Consider the following 21,255-nt stretch of genomic DNA (forward strand, 5'->3'; position numbering starts at 1 on the left):
CAGGTGACCGTGCGGATGGATCCTGCACGGCCGCCAGGGAAGCCCCTTGATGGAGCCGAGACTCGTGGGATCGCGCAGGGCCATGGCACTCGCGGTCATCCGTTTTCGTCTGGAACTGGGTTCGGGACGTCGAAAAGTGTCTGGTCGCCGCCGGCGTTGGACGACGGCCGGTTCACATTCCGTGCGGCCATCGCTCGCCGAGCAAACGCGTTGGTCTCCGCGAGAACCTCGCGGAATGTGGCCCAGTCCGCCTCGGACGCATTTGCAGCGATGACCGTGGGGTCGTACCGGGCGGACCAGCCCTTGAGGCCAGGCCAGATCGAAGCCCATTGGCGGAGGCTGGCCGGGGCGGAGTGCAGCCTGTTGGCGGGGTGGGCACTCTCGCGGTCCGAGACCGTGCCCACGTCGTTGCCTGAGGCGTGAGGGCGATTCGCGTTCTTCCTGACCGTAGCCAGGACTTCTTGGACGTCGGCGGCGGTCACTGGCTCGATGGTCTGCTGGTCGGGATTGGTGGCGGCGAGGGCCGCACGGACGGCCTCGTACTCGGGGTATACCGGGTGCCCGTCCTGGATCCGAGCCAGGGCCTCAGTGGCGAGGCTCCGGATGTGGTCGGGCCGGGTGGCGTCGCGGGTGAGGTCGACGAGCATGCTGAGGCGTTCGAGCGTGTTCTGCGACTTGCTGCCGGTGACGACCAGCGCTGCCTGCTCCCGCACCTTGCCCCGTCCAGACCGGTCCCGCGCGGCCTCCGTCTTGCCCTCAGGCCGTCCCGGTGAGGTCCGGTGGACTCCACCGCTGGCATCGACCGCGCCTGTCTTCTTGTTCTCGTTCCGCCGCGCCCCGCCGAACCGTGTCTCGGCCTGACGACGTTCGGCATCTTCGCGGAGTAGCACCTTGATCTCGCGGTAGAGGGCTTCCTTCTCCAGCGGGGTGTAGTCCTTGCGTTGGGTGTTCTCGTCGCGCTCGGCCAACAGCGCTGTGACCGGGTCGGAGATCCCGGAGCGCACCCAGACCCTGATCGACTTCCAACGCAGGCGCTTGACGGCCTCCAGACGCCGCCACCCGCACACCAGCACCCGGTCCGGCGTGACGGTGATTGGCTGCAGCAGCCCGAGCTGGTCGATCGACGCGGCGAGCGAACCCAGGTCGCCAGCGTCCTTGCGATGGCGAGCCCCGACGATGATCGAGTCAACTGTCACGGTGAGCGCCGCGGTGAGGGCGTCGGCTTCGTTAGGCATTGCGCGCCGCCCGTGTCATGCCCGATCGATCTGTCGCGGGCGTGATGGCCTCGCGTCCCGGCAGCCAGGAATGGGCGACCTGGTTGACGAGCTTCTTATCCGTCAGCAGAGTGGCGATCGGTTCGCCGGACAGGACACGGCGCAGGAGACCGGAGACCTGCCCGAGGCCATCGTCGGGTCCTAGGACGATGCGGCACAGGGCGGTCCACGAGCGGTGCGGGATGTCCAGCAGGGTCAGTGGCGTCAGGTCACGCCGCAGGTACTCGAATGCGGTGGCTGGGTTGCCGGCCTCGACCAGGCGGGAGCAGATGTAGTCCAGGCCGTTCGTGGCGACGGCGCGGGGCCAGCCGAGCGCGACGAGCAGCTCGACGATGTTCGCCACGGCCACCCGAACCTCCCGGGGAGCGACGCCGTTGACTGGACTCGGGTCGGCGGAAGTGTCGTCCGACGACCGGCGCCGAGCATCAGTGATCGCGTCGAGATGGTCCGTCCAGGAGCGGTCGTCGTCATCGCGCTCGCTGAACCGGACCACGTCATGGTGCTCGCCGGACATCAGGCGCCGGGCCTTGCCGGTGGAGCACAGCAGGGCGTCTGCGCGCTCGTTCGCCTGCACGGTCAGTTCCACCGCTCTGGTCACCACCGCCCACGGATCCACGGCACGCGCGGTCGCCGCGGCACGCAGCACCTCGAACGCGGCCACCGCGGCGTCGTGCGGAGTCTGCCGGTACCGGCGGGCCAGCGCTCCGTACCGGCGGGCGCAGTGCTCAAGCAGGGCCTCTGCCTCCGGATCGGTGGCCCAGACGTCGGGGCCTGCGTCATGCAGTCGAAGCAAGAGTTGGCGCAGGCCTTCTGGTGAAGTGAATCTGCGTGGCTCTGCCGGCTGGCCGAGCGGGCCGGGCGGCGTCATGCGATCGGTGGCGTCCATGTCCTGCACCGTGACATGCACCTGTACCCGTCGAGGTACCACGCGACGTCCCCCTGGGCGCGCATTCTGCAGTCCAGGCGGTTGGGGGACATGGCGTTCACGCAGGTCGATGCGCGGGTCGTCCATGTCCCCCAACTCGTGCAGATTGGCCGCGGTGTCTGGTGGTCGCGGGCCGCACGACATGCGTGGGTCACCGTGCAACGTGGGATGTGGCGAGGGAGCGTTTGGCTTCGTGTTCATGGGCGCGATCATGCAGATCGTGCGCGCACTTTCCGCACACCCAAGGAGCGCACACCTGTTGGTGTGCGGGGCGTACGCCCTGGTCAGGAGCGCGCACCTGTTTGTCGTCGTGGGGCCCGCTTCGTGGCACAGTCGCTCGAGATTGGCATCCTGGTCTGCTGCATCTCCCGGGCGGTGCGCGTCGGTGCGCATCGTCCGCCTCCTATCGTCTGCAAGGCGGGGGCACGCCGGCGCTGGCCGCTATCGTGCATGCGTGACTGCTGCCCACCCGCTGTTGTTCCTCGACGTCGACGGGACCCTCTTGCCGTTCGGCGGGCCCGGGATGCTCCCTCAGCCTCGCGACGGTAAGCCCGAGGACCCCGACATGCCGCGCCCGGAGCTCGACTTCATCGATCCGGCCCTTGGTCCGCTCCTGCTGGGTCTGGGCTGCGACCTGGTGTGGGCGACTGCCTGGATGAGTGACGCGAACGAAGTGATCGCGCCGCGGGTCGGGCTACCAGAGCTGTTGGTCGCGGACCTGCCGGCTTATGGCGAGGGCGATCCGAACGGTCTTGGGTGGAAGACCCGCGCCCTGGTCCGCGTTGCGGCGGGCCGACCGTTCGTGTGGGTCGACGACGTCATCACGGAGACGGACCGCTCGCTCGTCGAACGGGAGCATCCTGGGCCTGCGCTGCTGTTCCAGGTCGAATCGTCTGTCGGGCTGACCGCCGAAGGCGTCGTCGAGATCGCGACATGGCTGCTCGGTCTGGAGTCGTGACGGGCCGCGCTACGCCGTCGGCCGGATCGAATGTTCCGTCGGTTTCGCGGATCTGCGGGTTCCAGCGGGCGGTCCGATTGCGGAACGAGAGCTGGACGTCCCCAGGCAAACGGCGCGCTTTCACAGGCATTGACTGCCGCCAATAGGCTCATCGCCGATACCGATGACGCGAACTCGCAGGGTGAAGGACGGTCATGACGCAAGACGCCGATGAGGTCGACGGATTCCGGCCGGTAGCCGACCCACAGGCAGCGCTCGCGTGGATCCCGCAGGACGTCCGTGAGGAAGGAGACCTCTGTGGAATGGACGCTTCAGGCTGGGAGGACGACACGTGGATCCTGCACGATCTGACGGTTCCGATCGATCTCGCGGATCGCGAGGAAGGGCCACGGCACAGGCGCCGATGGCATGACGTCACCGACGAGGATCTGGCAACAATGTCGAAGGCAAGGGGATGGCCGCCGAACGCCGTGTACCTGATCAGGGAACTTCACTGGCCGGACATAGAGATTGAGGAGGGCACCTTCGATGGCGAGTCATTGACAGCATTGCTCGACATCGTGGGTGAGGTCTCCGGACCTGACGTCGCCTGCTTCGCCTACTACGGGATGGTGCCCGCCAACGAGTACGAGAGGCTCACCGTCCTGGAGGGAACGCTGTCGGCCATCGGCAGTCTGACACGAAATGAAGACCTGTTCCGCGGTCTGAGCCCATCGAACTGGTGGCCCGCGGACCGATCCTGGTTCGTGTGGACGGACTACGACCTCACCGCGACCCGAGTGTCCGGATCTCGCGCCCTGATCGAGAAGGTCCGCTCGCACCCACAGCTGGAGACTCTTGACTGGCAGTGGCCCGAAGGCAGTCGAACCCCACCTGACCGCCGTCGTGGGCGTGGGTGACCTGAGCGGTGGTGTCGCGTGGCGACGAGTGGCCGGATGCTGATTCGCGAGCCGAGGCTTCGGCAAATGCCTCGCGGCCGTTGATCGTCAGGTGCCATCGGGAGCCGATGAGCGAGCCACTGGTGCGACCCGCGGTCCTCGATGACGCCGAGGCGATCGCAGTCGTGCACCACACCTCTTGGGTGGAGACCTACTCAGACCTGCTCCCAGCCGAGCACTGGGAGACCGACACCGTCGAGCGCCGTGCGCAGCGGTGGCAAGAACGCCTTTCCGACGACGCTGCTGGGTATCCCTCGGTCGCCGTCGTCGACCAACTGGTGGTGGGCTTCGCCATCGCTGGTCCGACGCGGAAGAAGCAGGACGTGCCGCCGCCCGTCCGGGCCGATGAGCTGTGGTCGCTCTACGTGCTCGGTGAGCACCACGGGACCGGGATCAGCGGGCTCCTGCTCGACACCGTTCTGCCGCCCGACCGGCCCGCCGAACTCTGGGTGGCTGGTGTGAACCCGCGTGCCCGCAGGTTCTACGAGAAGCACGGGTTCATACCTGACGGCGCAGGCCTTACCGACAGTCTCGGCTTCGCCCTGATCCGCATGGTGAGATGACCCCATCGCAATTCGACCGAGCGTGATTCTGCTAACGAATGGACCCGTTGTGCCGATCGAGCACGAGGGCAAGATCCTCAATATCGACCCAGCCGCCGTCGAACGGACGATCCTCGAAAAGGGTGGCCAGAAGCTCGGCGAGAAGCTGATGCGGCGGTATGTTTACGACATCGTGCCTGGCGACATGTCCAAGTGGATCCGGCTGCGGGACACAGGCCAGGAAACGACACTCACGGTCAAGGAGATCAAGAGCGACGCGATCGACGGCACCCATGAGACCGAGGTCGTCGTCGACGGCTTCGAGGAGACGAATGCGCTGCTCGGGATGCTCGGTTTCACCGCGAAGTCGTACCAGGAGAACAAACGGGTGAGCTTCGTCCTGGACGGCGCCGAGATCGAGATCGACAGCTGGCCGCGGATTCCCACCTACCTGGAGATCGAAGCCGCATCAGCCGAGGAAGTGATCCGAATCGCCGGCATGCTCGGCTTCGGCGCCGATGACCTCACCGGGGAGAACACGATGAAGGTCTACGACCGGTATGGCATCGACCTGGCTGCGATCCCCGAACTCCGCTTCTGAAGCGCCAGGCTGAACGGCAGTTCCAGCAAGCCGGCAACGACGAGACGGGTTCGACGCGCTCGAACAGAACGATCACCGACGACGCAAGACCCCGGTTGTACCGCTTGACTCGGTCGGAGAAGTAAACGATCGGACAACGTCGCCCAGGGTCCTATGAAAGGTCGGAAAGGTCTTCTTCACGCACCCTGGGCCGTCGAGCGTGACACCGGGCGTTCGCAGGCCGGTGACGCTGAAGGCCGTGGCGATCCGGTGATCGCCGAAACAGCGGATCCGGGCCGGGTGCGGCGTGGCCGGCTGGATCTCGATCCAGTCGGGTCCGGTCTCGACCTGGACTCCCATCGCGCGCAGGTTCGTGGCGCAGGCATCGAGCCGGTCGCATTCCTTGACCCGGGTGTTGGCGACATCGACGATCCGCGTCGGGCTGTCGGCGAAGGGAGCGAGCGCCGCCAGTGTGGGCATCGTGTCCGAGATATCACGCATGTTCACGGTGATGCCGCTGAGCCTGCCAGTGCCCCGGACCGTCGTCGCTGTGGCCCCCAGTTCGACATGGGCGCCCACGCGTGAGAGGACGTCCACGAACGCGAGGTCACCCTGTAGCGCGTCGAGGCCGAGACCGCGCACGGTGACCGACTCTCCAAGCAATGCCGCTGCCCCGAAGAAGTAGCTCGCCGACGACGCGTCCGGCTCGATCTCGTACCGCCGCGCCGTGTAGGTTCCCGGCTCGACGCGGTACGTGTGCCTGGACCGGGTGACCTCGACGCCGAACGCGCGCATCATCGCCGTCGTGATCGCGACATACGGCTGCGAGACGAGATCGGTGACTTCGACGGTCAACCCGTCTCGCATCAACGGCCCGGCCAGCAGCAGCGCTGTGAGGAACTGCGACGAGGTCCCCGCGTCCAGGCGGACCGAGCCGCCGGCGAGCCCTGCGGCGTTCACGGTCACGGGGTGGTGGTCGGGCTCTCCACCGAACTCCAGGAGCGCCCCGAGCTGTCGTAGCGCATCGGTGAGGGGCGCCATCGGACGGCGACGCATCTGGGCCGAGGCGTCGAAGGCGTACCGGCCGTGACCGGTTGCTGCCAGAGACGGCAGGAAGCGCGACGTCGTCGCGCCGTCACGAGTGAACACCTCGGCTGACTCGCGCGGCGGCCCGGCAGGTGCTCCACCGATCACCCATTGCGACGCGTCCTGCTCGACCCGGTACCCGAGCAGCCGCAGTCCCTCGACGAACGCCTCGGTGTCGTCCGAGACCAGCGGGTTCACCAGCGTCGTGTCACCATCCGCCGCCGCGGCGAGGAAGAGCGCACGCGCCGTCATGGACTTCGAACCAGGGATCTCGACCACAGTCACGCCTCGACGGTAACGGTCCCGCAGACCGCGGGCGCGGAACGATCACGCACCGAACAATGCTGCTCTGGCGCCCGGGCTGGGCTCGAGCGTCGGCAACAACGATCGTGCCGGGTGTGCTCCGCCGGGGTCACTGGGGACCGATCTGCGGGTCCGGACCCGGGGCTTCCGCTCGGTCTGCTGTCCAGCGGTAATTGCCCCGAGTTGGGGCGCTCTGGGGTGACGCGGGCGCCGTGCGGCGCCAGATCTCGCCCTTTCGATCGACACCAACCGTGATGACCTGCGCATCTGCTGAGGCGACTTCCTCCCACAGGTGCACGGAGATGAGTCGGAGGCCACCCTCGGTTGGGTCGGCGTCGGGGAAGACGTCGCGTGCGTCCTGCTGGGCGGATCCGATGAATCGCTGCAGGCCTTCCAGGTCGACGACGAACTCCACAGGGGCTTGCTCCGGTGACACGCGCACGAGAGCGCGAGCTTCGTGTGCGTCGAACGCGATGCTGTCTACGAGCTCACCGCCGCGTGCGATCAGGTCACGGGCGAGTTCACGGGTGCTGTCGGAGATCATCGGCACGGGGCTCCTGTGGGAATGGCAGTGATGACGCGATGACTACACGAGCAGTTGCTACACGGGTGGGTGGGGGATCACTCGACCTCGTCAGCTGAGAAGCGCGATGGAGAGATGCCTCGATGCTTCATGAAGGCGTACATCGCCTGGGAGTAGGGGCCTTCGACGTAGAAGTCCCCGTAGCGTTCCTCGAGCTGGTCCCATGCGAGCGCGAACTGTCCGCCGCGCCCGAGGTGCCGAGGGCCCCGCTCATACGGGTGGAGCCACGCCCAACGCAGAACCCAGTGGTCGTCCTCGTTGTCCATTCCGACTGCCCCGGCGACGACGGGGAATGTCGCCTGGAAGGTGGATGTGATGAGCAGGGTGTCGGACTCCAGGTCGAACGGGTTGAAGTCGTAGCTGAGTTCCCGCTTGAACTGCAGACCGATCTGCTCTGCGACACCTTCGTGCCCAGCTGCCACAACCGGGATGAGGACCTGCCCGGCAACAGCCTCCTCGCCGAGGAGTGGGAACATGCGCATCGCGAACAGGCCGTCATCGATCGTGCGAAGTTCCTGCTGGTGACGTGCCAGGAGGTCGGTCATCAAGTGATCCCTTCGTTGGATGGCGTCGGTCGCGACGATCGCATGCTTCTGGCGCAAGCGCCGGGTGCGCTACCGGTGTCTCGCGGCGGGCCAGCCAATGGTCAGTGTGCCGTGCGGGTGAGGGAGTACCGCCACAGCTGGCGGCTTGTCGCAGGGTTCAGTGCGGGACGCATCGAGGGCCGCGACCACGGTCTGATCGGCACGCTGCCGTCGAGGAGCGACCGACTGCGGTCAGCGCCACGACCAGAGTTCCGAAGAGATCGAAGACGACGGCGCGCCCCCGACCATGGGCTCAGCCGGCGATCTTGGCGAGTTTGCGGCCGACCTTGAGGAAGGCCTTGCCCGCAGTCGTGTCGATCCCCGCGAGGACCGTCGCCAGGCTCTCGCGGGCGTCGTCCGGCGTCAGCGTCGTCTGTTCCTGCCCACCATCGGTCTCCACGACGATCCGCAGTCCATGCTGTTCTGCGACGCGGCGCACGTCGCCGTTCGACCTCGCGAATCCGAGGCCCTTCACGATCTCGGTGACTGGCACGTCGAGGTCCGCCACGACCGGGAGGTCGGCGACGTCGCTGAAGGTGCGCTTCGAGAACCGGGCAGTGAATTCCTCACGGGCCTTCATCGCGGCGTCGACGCCGTGGATCGCGGCGGTGACCTCGCCCGCGAGGATCTTCTTCAGGTCCATCGGGTGCAGGGTCCCGGCCTCGAGCCGCTCGATGACGACCGTGAGCTCGGCATCGGTCCACTCCGACAATGCGCGGAAGTAGGGCTCGACCAGCCGGTCCGGCACAGACATGAGCTTGCCGAAGATCTCGCCGGCCGGGGCTGCGACAGGCACGTAGTTGCCCAGCGACTTGGACATCTTCGCGCCTGTGCCGTCGGAGCCCTCGATGAGCGAGGTCGCCGCGACGATCTCGGGTGTCTGGCCGCTGATCTCCATGACCTTGCGACCCATCTGCATGTTGAGGAACTGGTCGATCCCGCCGACCTCCAGGTCACTCTTGATCTCGACCGAGTCCAAGGCCATGACGACGGAGTAGATCAGCTCGGCCATCGACAGCCCCTGGCCGGCTTCGAGCCGCTTGCGGAAGTCCTCGCGCTGCAGCGGCATCGAGACCGGGATCTTCGCGAGTATCTCGATGATCTGCGGAAGCTTCACATCGCGCAGCCAGTCGCCGTTGTAGCGGAACTGGGCGTGTGAGAAGTCGAAGAACGGGGTGACCTGATCCTTGTAGGTCGCCAGGTTCCGGGCGATGTCCTCGTCGGTCAGTTCGGGGCGCTCGTCGGACCGCCCCGAGGGGTCGCCGATCGTCGCGGTGACGTCGCCGACGATGAAGACGACCTGGTGGCCCATCCGCTGGAACCGGGACAGCAGCATCATCGGCACGGAGTGGCCGAGGTGGACCTCGGAGCCGGTCGGGTCGATGCCGAACTTCGCGATGAACATACGATCCTCGGCAGCGGCTTTGGCGACGCGTTCGGCGAGCGTGGCAGCGGACGGCTGGAGCTGCTGGCTTCGGGCTGCGATCAGCTCGGCCTGCTCGGTCGGCGAGAGGTCCGAGAGGTCCATCGTGCGGCGGGCCGTTGTCTCGGTGAGCAGGTCGGTGACCGCCTGATAGCCGGCCAGGTCCGCTCCGCGCAGCAGCGTGGTTGTGGTCTGGACGGACTGGGCGAGGCGGGTCATGGTCGTCTGCTACTCCAGAGGTCAGTGATGAGTTCGTGCTGGTCGAACCTGTCGGCGGGGTGGACCGGCAGAGGACTCCGCCGTAGACGACGTCTAGGTGAGGAGCACGGGCCAGTTGATCGCGAGCGTGCCGTGTGGGCGTGACAGGACCGCCACGGACGATGAGACATCCTCGTCTGGCTCGGTACCGACGGGCCACCACTGGAAGAGCGGTTCGGCGCAGCGGTGGTGGGCACCGTAGTGGGCGATCGTGTCGGCGAGCCGTCGGGTGAGGCGAGCTGCTTCGGGGCCTTTGCCGATCGCGCCGACTTCGAGCGTGGTCTCGGTGGCGGGACGGCGGTGCAGAGCGGCGAAAGAAGCCCCGTCGACGAGGGCCGGGTAGAACGACATGTCCGAGCCGCGGTCCGCCGGGTCCTCGGCTTCCATCGCGCAGGCGCCCGGCTGGACCAGGACGTAGGTGAGCAGGTCGAGCCAGATGGTGCGGTTCTTGTAGAACACGCCGGACCAGGCCTCTACTGGTTCGGTCGCCAGGACGTCGTCCGACACCGCGAATCCTTCGGGGACCTTGGTGCCGGGGAACGTGAACGTGACGGGCTTGCTTGACGGGCCGGTGAGCTGGACCGAGGGCGGGTTGAACAGCCCCGCGCCCTGGAGGGGTACGAACCCACCTGGGACCGTTGACTCTGAGACGAATCGCCCGTCCTTGTTACGGAACCCGATGATGCGCTGGAGACCGGGTGCGATCTGGAGGGGGACGACCAGGATCCCGTCGGGTGCGAGCTGCTCGATCCAGGTTTGCGGGAGGGACCAGGGGGAGACGGTGACCATGATCCGGTCGAACACGCCGCGCCCGAGGGGTTCGGCGGCATCGGCGGTGATGACCTCGACCCGGTCGGTCAGGCCGAGATGTTGGAGGCCGGTGCGGGTGCGGGCGCTGACGTCCTCGTCGATGTCGACGCTGACCACGGTGCCGGTGGGTCCGACAAGTTGGGCGAGCATGGCGGCATTGGGGCCGCCGGACCCGACCTCCAGCACGCGCTGCCCTTCCTGGATCTCGGCCTGCGCGAGGTTGCCGGCGTGCATCGTTGGTGCGGACAGCGAGGACAGGGCCTTGCCGTCGTCGGCGAACCGCGTCCGCAAGGCATCGTGGATCGCGTATGACAGGTCTGCTGGGGTGCCAGCGGGGGCGAACACCTCGCGGGGTACTGCACGGAACGCTGCCTCGATCTTCGGGTCCGAGAGCACGCCAGACTCGATGAGCTCAGCGATCATCCGCTCACGCAAGGCTTCGGAACTCAACGTGGGGTCGGCGTCGATGCCGCTCTGCGCATCGGTCTGTGTCATGCGTTCTCCCTGTACGTTGACTGCTTCGGTTGATCGATTCCGAACAGCTGGCGGACCGACGACGCTCCGTCGAGTGCGATCTCGGCACGCAGATCGTCCGGCCGGGCGTCCCATAGTTCTCGGGTCATGCGGTAGCTGCGCTCGATGACCGACTGCCCTTCCCTGGCGGTCGCCCGCCAACCGTTTGCCGTGTACCTGAGACGGCGGGACACGGCGTTCGAGGCGGGATTGTCGTCGTACGCCTCGCTGATCATCTCTGCCGCGTCGAGCCCTTCGAAGGCGAGGTGCAGCACCATGAGCCGCATCCGGGTGCCGATGCCCTGGCCATGGTGTCGAAGCCCCAGCCAGGAGCCGGTAAGCCCCGAGCGGGTGACCTGGAAGTACTTCGCGGAGATCTGTTGCTCCCCGACGATCTCGCCGTCGCGGAACGCGGCAAGCGACAGTGCCCAGTCGTCGGCGGCGGTCCGGCCCCGGTTCTTCCACTGATGGGCGAGGACATTCCGCTTGACCTCTTCGTGGGTGCCCCGGGTCCATGGCCAGGAGAACGGGGCGACCTCGGGGTTGTGCACGCCATCGGCGGCGAGACTGGCGAGCGCGAGCAGCTCGACGTCGTCGGGCAGGCGCAACTCCAGGTCATCCCAACGGACCCGCAATCCGAATGTCGGTAGGACTGCGCTCAGACCGGCCCGAGAAGTACCCGTCATATCTGGGGTCGCTGGGTACCGAGGACGGCGGCTTCGACGAGTTGCGGTCCGCCGTACTCCTCAGGGACGGCGTCCATGATGACCTCGTCAGCGGGCTGGCCGAGCCAGGAGCCGGTGCGGCGTCTGGTGCCGACGGTGCGGAAGCCGGCCTTTTCGTAGGCGCGGATGGCGGCGGTGTTGTTGGCCAGGACCTTCGCCTCGCGCAAGGCCCCGGAGCCCGACGTCGCTTCGGCATCGCTGGTGGTGCTCGCATCGGTCTGCGTCATCTGTTCCCCTCGACGTCGATCGCGTGTTCGACAGCGCCATCGACGGTACAGCTCGAACGTTCTCCCCGAGGGCTGGCGTGCTGAACATGCGTCGAACCCCTGACGCACACCACGTTCTACAGCGGCTTCGGGGGACCCCGCGCGGATAGCGTTGGGTGCCAGCCAGGTAGTGGGCGGCGCGAGACCCGCCCGCCGATGAAGAAGGAGATCGCACATGAGCGCTGCGGAGACTGTTGCAGTGGGGCGTCGAGGGGCACGGGGCATCGTGATCGACGACGAGAGGCGGATAGTACTGATCAAGCGGACAAAGCCCGGTCAGGACCCGTACTGGACCTCTCCCGGCGGCGGAGTCGAGGGATCCGACGCCTCTGTCGAGGCCGCGTTGCGTCGTGAGCTGGCCGAGGAACTCGGTGCGACGGCTGACGGCTACCAGCAGGTGTTTCTCGCTTCGGACTCCACAGATGCCGGCGTGGCGATCCAGCACTTCTTCGTCGCCCGGCTGACGTCGCTGAACCTGACCGAGCGGTACGGGTCGGAGTTCACCAAGCCTGAGCGCGGCGGATACGACCTGGACTATGTGCCCTTGGGCGACGACTCACTCGATGCGATCGACCTCAAGCCCGCGGTGCTCAAGGAGTTCGTGCTCGCGAACCGGGAAGCGCTGCTGGCCGAGGCTGGCTTCGCCGCCTGACCCTCATTCCGGCAGAGCCGGCACGCCGGGTTCCGGGCGGGTACAGGTCACCGATGTTGACCGTCCCATCTCAGGTAGGCCGGAGTCGCGAACCCGGGAATGGTACGAAGGGTTGAGACGTCCGTGCCGAGCCAGTCGCGTAGCGCGGACGTCTCGCCTGGCCACTTGGCGTGGGCCAACTCGTCGAACGCCAGGATGCTGCCCCGGGTGAGATATGGGCGGATGGCCGTGAGCGATGCCAGGGTCGGCTCGTAGAGGTCCAGGTCGAAGTACGCGAGAGCGATGACTGTTTGCGGGTTGTCGGCCAGATATTGCGGGAGCGTCTCGCGCACATCTCCTTGGACAAGAAGCGTCCGGCGGATGTGCCCAAGCGGCTCATCTCTCTCGTGGGCATCCAGGACGGCACGCAGGTGGTCGGGGTAGTCCCTGCCGAGTTCGAACCGGCCAGGGACGGCGCTCCGGGTGCTGTCGTGGACGCTGACGTCGGGGAATCCGGTAAAGGTGTCGAAGCCGATGATCCTGCGGTGGGGACTGTACGGCTCGTGAATGCCGCGCAGCGCGGTGAGGGTGGCGATGTGCCGGCCGCGATGGACGCCGAACTCCATGATCACTCCAGGGACGTCGCGGACCATGCGGTACAGAGCGTCCATGGCGAGCACATCGGTCAAGGGTCGTCGCTGCAGGTAGAGCGCGATGTTGTCGACCAACTCGTCGGGCGGTATCGGGGTGGTCGCGAGGCGTTCGGCAAGGGCCTTGCGGGTCTCAGCCTCACGAGCAGACTCGTGGGGCAGCAGGGTCTCATCATGCTGGCGCATAGGGAGTGCCTCTCTTCTCGTGGGTCCATGCCTCCGTAGGACGGAGCTCGAAGTGCCGTGCGTGGTCGAATACAGCTACCGGATCGTCGACGCCCGCGCTGATCGCCGCGACGGCACCGATCAGGAGGCGATGCGACACGATGACGACGGGCTCGCCGGCCTCCGCCAGCACGGCGGTGGCGGCCAACGCTCGGCGCGCACGACCGTGGAACTCGACGAGACTCTCGCCGCCGGGCAGCGCGCTCTTCGGATCCGTGGTTCTCCTGCTGCGCCATTCGACGTAGGCGTCCGGATATTGCGCAGGCGACCTACCCAGCACACAGGCTGGCGCACGCCATTCGTCGAACGTGGAGTCAGCAGGGGTGAGCGTGAGTCCGGTCAGCTCGGAGACGATCCGGGCAGTGCTGCGGGCACGCAGGAGGGTGCTGGAAGCGATCACGCCGCTGGTCGCTCCGGACTTTCGCAGGCCCAGCGCTGCGCGTTCCGCCTGCCGTGCTCCGAGCCGTGTGAGCAGGCTTCGCGGACGCGCGTGTGCGTCCGGACGGTGGAAGCCGTCGGCACAGGTCCCATGCCGTATCCAAGTGACGGTGACGCTCACGACAGGTGCCACCCGCCGTCAACGGTGAGGCACTGCCCCGTGATGAATGCAGCGTCGTCCGAGAGCAAGAACGACACGACGCCGGCGACGTCTTCCGGCGCGCCTCGTCGTCGGATCGCCTGGCGAGCGAGCTGACGTACGACCATTGCCTCGTGGTCGTCAACCACCGCATGCTCTGCGGGCACCTCGATGGATCCAAGGCGCACGGTGTTCACGGTGACCTCGTCCGGTCCGAGCTCGCGGGCCAGTGCTCGGACCAGTCCCTCCAGCCCAGCCTTCGCCGCGATGTAACCGGCGAGGTCGACCCGACCGAGCTGGCTCAGGACCGATGAGATCGCGACGATCCGTCCGCCCTCGTTGGTGCGCAGGGCAGGAGAAGCCAGGTGCGCGACGGCGGCATGTGTCATGAGGTTGACGTCGACCTGTCGGCGGAAGGTATCGGCGTCGTGCTCGGCCCACGGGATGCGGGGATATGCCCCGGCGTTCGACACGAGCACGGTGATCCGGTCGTGGTGCTCGTCGACAAGACCATGCAGTCGGTCGACCGTAGCGGTTTCCGTCAGGTCGCCTGTCACGGTGGTGACTTCCGCACCGTGCCTGTCTGCCTCGGTCGAGACACGTGCGAAGCCGGCGTCGTCGCTGAGGTGAGTCAGGATCAGGTCGTAGTCCGGTGCGAGGCGTACAGCGATCGCAGTTCCGATCCCGCTGCCTGCTCCGGTGACGATCGCGACCGGGCGTCGTGAGTTCATCGGGTCGCTCCTGTCGGGGCCGTGGCGAAGCACGGGAACGGGACGGTCGGGCTCACGTCGTCGTCGGCGAGCTGGGCGAGTATGGCGAGCGACAAGGTGGCATCGGCACGGTCGAGGCGCGTGACGTCGTAGACGCCCAGGACACGTGCGATGAGGTAGGGGCGCAGCCATGCCCAGAGATCTCGTACGCCGAGCGCGTTCGCGACCGGCAGGACGACCTCGGACAGGTAGCGGCCGACGACGTGAGCTCGGACCGGTCCTGGGTCGAACGTGTAGGTGATCGTCAGGCCTGTGTCCGATCGCTCGGCGTGAAAACGAGGGCGGCGGAACATGGAACGATGCAGCGCCTCAGGGTGGTCTTCGTAGGCGTCGCGGTTGTACCGCGGGGTGAGCCAGGCCCCATGGAGTACCTGGTACATCAGGAAGCAGGCGAACTCACCAGCGACGGCGTTCAGGCCGCCGGTGTCGTAGTCGAACCACACCGGCCCTGAGCGTGGCGACCAGCCGATGTTGAAGTCGGTCGGGTCCCCTTGTGAAACGGCCGCCCAGACGCGCCTGTCGGTGGCGAATTCCGAGCGCAGGCGTCCGACGATGGACGGCAGGTCGATCACAAAGGGACGACCGTTCACCTCGGCGCGAAGGGCGGCAGGGACAACGCCGCCCGGAAGCAGCGGCCAGGGTGAGTCCTGGCCGTAGTACTGATCGACGCGTCCGCCGGGGCGCAGGCGGTCTCCGTAGAGCTTTCCGACGACGCGGCGCGCGGGGATGTGCCTGGCACTGTTGAGGATGGTGTCGCGGTAGTAGGTCAGGACATCGTCCAGGAACAGGTCGAGGCGCTCGTAGTCTCTCGTGGTCTCGGCGCGCGAGATCTCGTCCACGAGGAGGCCACCGCCCTCGTCCTGGTGCAGTGACCGGTCGAATACGTGGACTGCCCAGGGACCCATCGCTCCGGCCCAGCGGAGTGGGGAGATCGGGTAGTAGGCGTCGATCGCGGCGTGGCCGGCGAGCTCTTGACGCGCTTCGGCACGGTTGGGGTTGACCTTGACGAACAGGGGTGATCCTGCGACGTCGAGGCGCCAGGTGTGGTTACGGGTGTAGCGGCGGTGGTTGAAGATCCGGAGCATGTGGGTCACCTCCCGTCCAGCTTCTGCAGCGCGAATCGGGCGATCGCCGCGGGTGGTATCTGGCGCAGGTCCGATGCGTTGCCCCAGACCGCGTCGTCAAGCTGGTCACGGACCGGGCACCGGTCGGCGTGGGCAAGCATCTGGGAGAACGGTGTGGCTACCGCGTGGTGGTTGCTTCTTCCGGTCATCCACTTCGCGTAGGAGTGGCGTCCGTACAGGCCGAGCACCTGCGGGGAGGTTCCGTCCGGGCGTTCGGTGAGTGCCGCCAGGTGGGTCAGGCCAGTGTCGTTGCCGATCACCAACGCTGCCGTCGCGAACACGTCGAGGCAGTCCGTGGCATCGAGGCCGGCGATGACATCGAGCCGGCCGGGCGCCTGCCCCAATGAGGCATCGTTACCCGTGAGGAGAGTGAACCGCCACGGACCGGGGCGGGCGTCGCCGAGGTACTGGGCGATCTCGTCGAACCCGTCCGGGCCGTAGTCCTTGCGGCTGGGCATGCTAGTCGCTGCGACGAAGACGATATGCCAGGGATCGAGCGCGCCGGTCCCGGTGAACGTGGGCAGCGGCGCTCCCGCGCGGGGTAGTTCACGGCCCAGGTGCTGCTCGACCTCCAGGTAGTAGCGCATCGGCAGGGCAGCATGGACCTCTACGAGATCGTCGTCCCGCAGGTCGAGCCACGTCGGCGGTCGTTCCGGGACTGCGTCGAACATGTACTGTCCGGGGCCCTCGGCGCTCACCGTGCTCCCGCCGACGCCCCGGACAGTACGCAAGGGCAACCGGCAGCGGGCGAAGAGCTCCGGCCGCGGACCGCGATAGATCGGCTCGCTGGCGGGGAACGCGTCGGTGAACGCGGTGACGGCACCCAGCCCGAGCAGCGTGTCGCCGAGCCCACCAGCGCCGAGGTCGACGCTCCAGCCTGGCGCCTCGGCCCGGACCCGGGTGGGCAGCGAGGCATGCCTGCTGCGCTGGTAGGGCAGAACCCGACCGAGCGGAGCGTCCTGCCCGCGAACCACCGTGCGGCCACCGGAAGCTGTCACCGGGACGGGTAGATTGAGGACACTCAGATGCGCGTCAGTGTGCACAGCGGCACCCCCAGCTGTTCTATGACGGCTCGTGCATCTCCTGACGCGTCCTCGATGAGGCATGCGATACCCGTCACCTCGGCTCCGCCTGCACGGAGTACCGCGACGAGGTTGGCCAGAGTGCGCCCGGTGGTGATCTCGTCGTCGACGATCAGGACCCGCTTTCCGCGCAGGTCGCCGTAGGTGTAGACGTCGGTGCGGCGGGCGTGGGGTTCGGAGAACCGGGCTTTGTGTGGCAGGTCGAGGTCGAGCTTCCATGCCAGCCGGTAGGGGACATCGCTGGCGAGGGCGACTGCGACGGTCGGGAGGATGCCCCCGGCGTCCAGACCGAGCAGGACGTCGGGCACGACGAACGCGGGGTCGTGCACCCACCGGCTCCAAAGGGCGCCGCCCGTGGTGGTGAGTGCTTCGGGCGTGACCTGGTCCTGGATCCCGTCGAGGTCATGGACGATACGAACGTCCCGGGCGTGCTCGGGCACGCCGAGTCGGCGTACGCGCTGGGCGGTGAACGAGGTGGTGGAGTCAGTGACGGTCATGGGGTGGTCCTTCCGATCGAGTCGACGTAGCGCAGAAGGTTCTCGGCGGCGTGTACGAGTCGCGCCTGGACCTCCGTGCCGTTCGGGTCGGCGACGACCTCGTCGAGAGACGGAGGCGTGCACCGCAGGCGGGTGTGGGTCTCGGTGAGAGCGTCGAACACCTGTGTGGGAGTCAGAGCGTCGATCCCGTCCGCACGGAGCAGGACCCTGCCCAGGATCACGAGGTGCTTGTGAAGGGCGCGCGTGTCGAGACCGTCGGCGGCCAGGACGCGGCGTGTGTTCATCAGGACGAGGCCGAGCTCACCCCGGCTCGCTGCGTCGTCGTCCCGATAGGTCGGCAGCGGGATCGCGTAGTCCGTGCGCCGGTACAGGACTCCGGCGCCGGTCCGTGCGCCTCGTAGTGAATGGATGACCCTTGGCGGCACACGGTGCGTGGCCAGGTCCGTGACGGTGAAGGCGCTGAGGGCCACCTTGATCCCGGGTCGGGTCAGGAGCGTCGTGGCCTGATGAAGCCACTCGGCAGACAACTCGTTGCGCACGACTAGCAGGTCGACGTCGCTCCACCCGTCGACCCAGTGCCGAGTTCCGGTGCTGCCGGTCGCCATCACCAGCGCGACGGCGTCGTCGGTGAGCAGGTGGGCTGCCTTCTGCAGCCACTCTTCGTCGCTGCGCGGCCGCCATGATGGAGGCGTCACGCGGGCCGTGTGCATTTCGCGGACCATGGAATCGACGGCGAGCTTGAGGTTGCTGAGCGGACCCGAGTTGTCCAGGACATGGTCGGCGACGTCGAGGATGCGGCCAGCACCTCGGTTTGTCTTGATCGCATCGCGTTCCCGGAGCTCGGCACGGCTCTCGGTGGCGCGGTCGGCACGGGTCTCCGGGGCGGCGTCTACGTATACGACCTGGCAGCGCGGACCCCAGGTCTTGCGCAGGCTGGCGGTCTGCCCGAAGCGGTGGGCGCTCTCCAGGCTGATGGCTCTCGCCTTCGTCGCGGTGGCGAACCGCAAGATCTCCTCGGTGAGGCGGCCTGCCTGCTCTGCCTCGGACCAGGCGTACGGGTCGTTCTCGCCGGCTCGGAGCGCGGCGACCTCCAGCAGGTAGCCGATCTTGAGCCGCGCTACACCGTGCTCGTCGCGGAGCAGCTCACCGACGGTGCTCTTGCCGGACTCGGACATCCCGCCCAGCACCCAGATGCGGTCCAGCTGGGGATCGGGCAGCGACTCGACCGCGACACCGATGTCGGCGATCCGAGCGCGGATCGCGCGCTGGACGTCGAGGATCGGCGCGTCACGCTGGTCGACGACCATGTCGTAGGCGCCCTGCTCGACCTGTATCGCGAGCACCTGGGCGAGTGCCTCCTGGTAGGCCCGGTATCGGTCGCCGACGCTCTGGGCCTCGCGCTGGAGCGACATGGCCGCCTCCTGCGTCGGATCACTGTGCCGCCGGAGCAGCAGGTGTATTTCGTGCCGGTGCGCCGGCTGCGGAAGCTCGCGCGTGATGTGCGTGACCTCGTCGAGCGCGTCCTGAGGTGTGAGCCCGTCCTTGACCGCGGAGGTCGCGGCACACGCCGCCAGGATCATCGGCAGGCCGCGGTCCTCCAGTGCCAGCGGGCCGCTGGCTTCGCGGCGTGCGACGTGGCTGCTGAACATCAAGGCGGTGTGCTCGGCGGTGCTGGAGTCCTCGAACCACCACTGGGCGAAGCCCTCGCCCGCGAGGTCTGCCCACCGGCGGTGCCACTTGTCGGCGGAGCCGACGTGGTGGGCCCCGTCGATCGCTCGCGCGAGCCAGGAGAGCTGTGCGGTCTTGCCGACGTTGTCGACTCCGTTGAGAGAAAGGCTCAGCGGGTGTGCCACGGCCGCCGCGCTCATGATGCCGCCCCGTACTGCTTGAGGTGACGCCAGGCAGGAATGCGACGTGCCCCACTGGCGACATCCCGGACCAGGTCGTCGTACGCATCGGCGAGCTCGCGGAGCTGGTGCAGTGCCTGGCGGGCACGGTCCTTCGCACCGGTGTCGATCAGCTTGTTCGCGCGCACCCAGGCGATGGCCAGCCGGTCGATCACCGATCCCACCGTCTCGGTATGTAGTGGGGCATCGTCGGTACCTGTAGAGCAGGAAGCGACGTGCTCGTCGATCTGCTCGACGAGTGTGACGCGGGCGGCGTTCAGCGAGTCGATCGTGCGCTTGGAGGCGGCGACTGCCGCATCTGCGGCTGTCGTGTCCCGGCTGATGGTCTCGGCTTCCCACTGGCGCTCGTGTTGGCGTGCCAGGTGCGCGGCCAAACGCAGCAGGCCGTCGCTCTGCTCGTTCTCCCTGCGGAATACCTCGATGATTGTCGCGGATCGTGGCAGGACGACGAGGTCTTGCTCGACTTTCTCTGATGTGGTTGCGCTGTCCATCCGGATCGGCCCTCTCCAGTGGTTGCTGCCGCCCGGACACCCGGGCCGCCGACGTTGTGTCGTCGTGATGACCAGCGTCGTGTCAGCAGCCCGGACGAAAAACGATCGGCCGGTGCATCGCCGTCGAACGGTCGTCGAACACGACCGCGAACTGTCGAACGAGTCGAACCCGCAGCACGACGAAGCCCGCCCTCCACAGGAGAGGACGGGCTTCGCACGGTAGAGGTCGGGATTCGGGTGATACGCGGCAACTTCGGACACGATCCGAGGTCTGCTGGCATTCGTGGTGTATGAATGAAATACAATAGAGTGGCTAGGTATCTCCTGCTAGAACCCGAGCCGGAAATCCTCGATCTTCTGTCGGATCAAGTCAGAGGCACTCTCGGGGCCTTCGGCGAGATTCGCCATCTGTATGAGATCGGAGTCAGTAAGGACCAAGATCATCTTGCGATGACCGACCCACTGCTCCATCCTGGTTAGCTCGGAACTTTGCTTCTGACCTTCCCGAGTGACAATCATCCCGAAGAGGCCGGCGCCGTGTGGTGACAGGTAGTTCGCGACCTGTAGCACGTCGTTCTTCTCGATGCCATCTTGATAATTCTTGGCGTCAACGACAATGTAGTGAGCTTCATAATGATTGCGCAGAAATGACCAAAATCCGGATTCGGCGTAGTTCCGAAAGATTATGTCTCTTCGGTTGATTCCCGAAGTGTTTGAGAACTCTGTGAGCGGGGTATCGAGTGGGGGGCACAGTGCCCGGCTCAAGGTGTCGGTGACAAATCGTTGATAGCGGGACCAGTGCGTGCGCCCGGGTGCAATCTCTGCGAGGCCGGCGGCGACTCCGCTCTCGAAGGAGGCCGTCTCCGGCCGATGTGACTGCTCTATCCAATCTGGCCACGCCATGTTTGGGACCGGGGCTTCGACGGTTCGAAGGGCCGGACCGTCGACCACTTCAATACCGGATTCTCGGAGATACTCGGTGTGGTCATTGGACAGTGTCCCGGGAACAACAAGGATGAGGCGCGGGCGTGGCGCGTCGAGATTTTGACGCGCGTAGTTCTTTGCGGCCGCCGAGAGGTGCCGTTTGACGTGATCGAGCCTCGCCCCTGTCGACGGTGTCGGATATTTCACTTCGATGAGTGAAACGCGCCCATCCGTATCACGAATTGAGATGTCGACTCCGTCGTCGCCTATTGTGTCCGTCAAATCGATGGCATCGCCGCCGAGCAGATGGGGCAAGGTCTGGCGTACCAGAAACTCGAACACGGCGCCGGGTGGCCACGGCCGGCGCTCACCATTGCCGGGTTCCGGCATCAATTTTCTGGCCCTGCCACTGGACGATTCGATCCTCGCCGGACGTCGTGCGGCTGTCTGACGCTTGCCGCGAGCAATGCCTCGGTGGGCGCCGAGGCGCTGGATCTGATGCATTGTGCGACAGTGACGGTTCGTGTCATTTCCGCATCGCTCATGTTTCCGACTGGCTTGAGGCTCGTATCGACGACCCATCGTCCTGCGAAGACCTCGCGGTACTCG

23 protein-coding genes are annotated in these 21,255 nt (G+C 66.8%); 5 read left to right on the forward strand and 18 right to left on the reverse strand.

Annotated elements, in window-relative coordinates:
* Window positions 1-95 precede the first annotated feature (95 nt).
* Together ACH47X_RS08045 and ACH47X_RS08050 are read right to left on the reverse strand one after the other, a co-directional pair.
* Complete coding sequence (locus ACH47X_RS08045) at window positions 96-1,235, reverse strand: ParB N-terminal domain-containing protein (protein ID WP_397403096.1); 1,140 nt, start codon at window positions 1,233-1,235, stop codon at window positions 96-98.
* Window positions 1,228-2,160, reverse strand: a complete 933-nt coding sequence (locus tag ACH47X_RS08050) for a hypothetical protein (protein ID WP_397403098.1) — start codon at window positions 2,158-2,160, stop codon at window positions 1,228-1,230. The genes ACH47X_RS08045 and ACH47X_RS08050 overlap by 8 nt, the downstream gene beginning before the upstream one ends.
* A gap of 493 nt (window positions 2,161-2,653) precedes the next feature.
* Between ACH47X_RS08050 and ACH47X_RS08055 the strand changes: the two genes are divergently transcribed.
* From ACH47X_RS08055 to ACH47X_RS08070, 4 genes are all read left to right on the forward strand, one after another.
* Complete coding sequence (locus ACH47X_RS08055) at window positions 2,654-3,157, forward strand: HAD domain-containing protein (protein ID WP_397403100.1); 504 nt, start codon at window positions 2,654-2,656, stop codon at window positions 3,155-3,157.
* Window positions 3,158-3,351: 194 nt separating this feature from the next.
* Window positions 3,352-4,056, forward strand: coding sequence for a hypothetical protein (locus ACH47X_RS08060; protein ID WP_397403102.1), 705 nt, complete (start codon window positions 3,352-3,354; stop codon window positions 4,054-4,056).
* An 11-nt stretch (window positions 4,057-4,067) separates the two neighbouring features.
* Window positions 4,068-4,658 carry a GNAT family N-acetyltransferase gene (locus ACH47X_RS08065; RefSeq protein ID WP_397403104.1) on the forward strand — a complete coding sequence of 197 codons (591 nt, stop codon included), beginning with the start codon at window positions 4,068-4,070 and terminating at the stop codon, window positions 4,656-4,658.
* Window positions 4,659-4,707: 49 nt separating this feature from the next.
* Complete coding sequence (locus ACH47X_RS08070) at window positions 4,708-5,238, forward strand: class IV adenylate cyclase (RefSeq protein ID WP_397403106.1); 531 nt, start codon at window positions 4,708-4,710, stop codon at window positions 5,236-5,238.
* Window positions 5,239-5,310: 72 nt separating this feature from the next.
* Here ACH47X_RS08070 and aroA read toward each other — a convergent pair whose 3' ends face one another.
* The 7 genes from aroA to ACH47X_RS08105 all read right to left on the reverse strand — a co-directional run bounded on the left by aroA (window position 5,311) and on the right by ACH47X_RS08105 (window position 11,729).
* The gene (gene aroA / locus ACH47X_RS08075) at window positions 5,311-6,588 is read right to left on the reverse strand and encodes a 3-phosphoshikimate 1-carboxyvinyltransferase (protein ID WP_397403108.1); all 1,278 of its coding nucleotides are present in this window, start codon (window positions 6,586-6,588) and stop codon (window positions 5,311-5,313) included.
* 127 nt (window positions 6,589-6,715) lie between these two features.
* On the reverse strand, window positions 6,716-7,156 hold the full coding sequence (locus ACH47X_RS08080) for a hypothetical protein (protein ID WP_397403110.1): 441 nt from the start codon (window positions 7,154-7,156) through the stop codon (window positions 6,716-6,718).
* A gap of 71 nt (window positions 7,157-7,227) precedes the next feature.
* A complete protein-coding gene (locus ACH47X_RS08085; RefSeq protein WP_397403112.1) occupies window positions 7,228-7,734 on the reverse strand; it encodes a hypothetical protein in 507 nt (168 codons plus the stop codon).
* A gap of 292 nt (window positions 7,735-8,026) precedes the next feature.
* Window positions 8,027-9,415, reverse strand: coding sequence for a tyrosine--tRNA ligase (gene tyrS / locus ACH47X_RS08090; RefSeq protein WP_397403114.1), 1,389 nt, complete (start codon window positions 9,413-9,415; stop codon window positions 8,027-8,029).
* A 93-nt stretch (window positions 9,416-9,508) separates the two neighbouring features.
* Entirely contained in the window at window positions 9,509-10,759 is a 1,251-nt protein-coding gene (gene fxlM, locus ACH47X_RS08095; protein WP_397403116.1) for a methyltransferase, FxLD system, read from the reverse strand.
* Window positions 10,756-11,385 carry a GNAT family N-acetyltransferase gene (locus ACH47X_RS08100; protein WP_397403118.1) on the reverse strand — a complete coding sequence of 210 codons (630 nt, stop codon included), beginning with the start codon at window positions 11,383-11,385 and terminating at the stop codon, window positions 10,756-10,758. Before ACH47X_RS08100 ends, fxlM begins: the two co-directional genes overlap by 4 nt.
* Window positions 11,386-11,459: 74 nt before the next feature.
* Entirely contained in the window at window positions 11,460-11,729 is a 270-nt protein-coding gene (locus tag ACH47X_RS08105) for a GNAT family N-acetyltransferase (RefSeq protein WP_397403120.1), read from the reverse strand.
* Window positions 11,730-11,943: 214 nt separating this feature from the next.
* Here ACH47X_RS08105 and ACH47X_RS08110 point away from each other — a divergent pair, with 214 nt between their 5' ends.
* Window positions 11,944-12,420, forward strand: a complete 477-nt coding sequence (locus tag ACH47X_RS08110) for an NUDIX hydrolase (RefSeq protein ID WP_397403122.1) — start codon at window positions 11,944-11,946, stop codon at window positions 12,418-12,420.
* Window positions 12,421-12,467: 47 nt separating this feature from the next.
* Here the strand turns inward: ACH47X_RS08110 and ACH47X_RS08115 are convergent, their stop codons facing one another.
* From ACH47X_RS08115 to ACH47X_RS08155, 9 genes are all read right to left on the reverse strand, one after another.
* Window positions 12,468-13,235, reverse strand: a complete 768-nt coding sequence (locus ACH47X_RS08115) for a TylF/MycF/NovP-related O-methyltransferase (protein ID WP_397403124.1) — start codon at window positions 13,233-13,235, stop codon at window positions 12,468-12,470.
* A complete protein-coding gene (locus ACH47X_RS08120) occupies window positions 13,222-13,845 on the reverse strand; it encodes a histidine phosphatase family protein (RefSeq protein WP_397403126.1) in 624 nt (207 codons plus the stop codon). Before ACH47X_RS08120 ends, ACH47X_RS08115 begins: the two co-directional genes overlap by 14 nt.
* Entirely contained in the window at window positions 13,830-14,582 is a 753-nt protein-coding gene (locus ACH47X_RS08125; RefSeq protein ID WP_397403128.1) for an SDR family NAD(P)-dependent oxidoreductase, read from the reverse strand. The genes ACH47X_RS08120 and ACH47X_RS08125 overlap by 16 nt, the downstream gene beginning before the upstream one ends.
* Window positions 14,579-15,706: a hypothetical protein gene (locus tag ACH47X_RS08130; protein WP_397403130.1), complete on the reverse strand. Its 1,128-nt coding sequence runs from the start codon at window positions 15,704-15,706 to the stop codon at window positions 14,579-14,581. Before ACH47X_RS08130 ends, ACH47X_RS08125 begins: the two co-directional genes overlap by 4 nt.
* 5 nt (window positions 15,707-15,711) lie before the next feature.
* Entirely contained in the window at window positions 15,712-16,788 is a 1,077-nt protein-coding gene (locus ACH47X_RS08135; RefSeq protein ID WP_397403132.1) for a glycosyltransferase family 9 protein, read from the reverse strand.
* Window positions 16,767-17,324, reverse strand: a complete 558-nt coding sequence (locus ACH47X_RS08140; RefSeq protein ID WP_397403134.1) for a phosphoribosyltransferase — start codon at window positions 17,322-17,324, stop codon at window positions 16,767-16,769. The genes ACH47X_RS08135 and ACH47X_RS08140 overlap by 22 nt, the downstream gene beginning before the upstream one ends.
* On the reverse strand, window positions 17,321-19,192 hold the full coding sequence (locus ACH47X_RS08145) for a hypothetical protein (protein WP_397403136.1): 1,872 nt from the start codon (window positions 19,190-19,192) through the stop codon (window positions 17,321-17,323). Before ACH47X_RS08145 ends, ACH47X_RS08140 begins: the two co-directional genes overlap by 4 nt.
* A complete protein-coding gene (locus ACH47X_RS08150) occupies window positions 19,189-19,722 on the reverse strand; it encodes a DUF4254 domain-containing protein (protein WP_397403138.1) in 534 nt (177 codons plus the stop codon). The genes ACH47X_RS08145 and ACH47X_RS08150 overlap by 4 nt, the downstream gene beginning before the upstream one ends.
* 327 nt (window positions 19,723-20,049) lie before the next feature.
* Window positions 20,050-21,150: a hypothetical protein gene (locus tag ACH47X_RS08155; protein ID WP_397403140.1), complete on the reverse strand. Its 1,101-nt coding sequence runs from the start codon at window positions 21,148-21,150 to the stop codon at window positions 20,050-20,052.
* Window positions 21,151-21,255: the final 105 nt, after the last annotated feature.

This window comes from Promicromonospora kroppenstedtii (assembly GCF_044389675.1).
Classification (GTDB): domain Bacteria; phylum Actinomycetota; class Actinomycetes; order Actinomycetales; family Cellulomonadaceae; genus Promicromonospora; species Promicromonospora kroppenstedtii.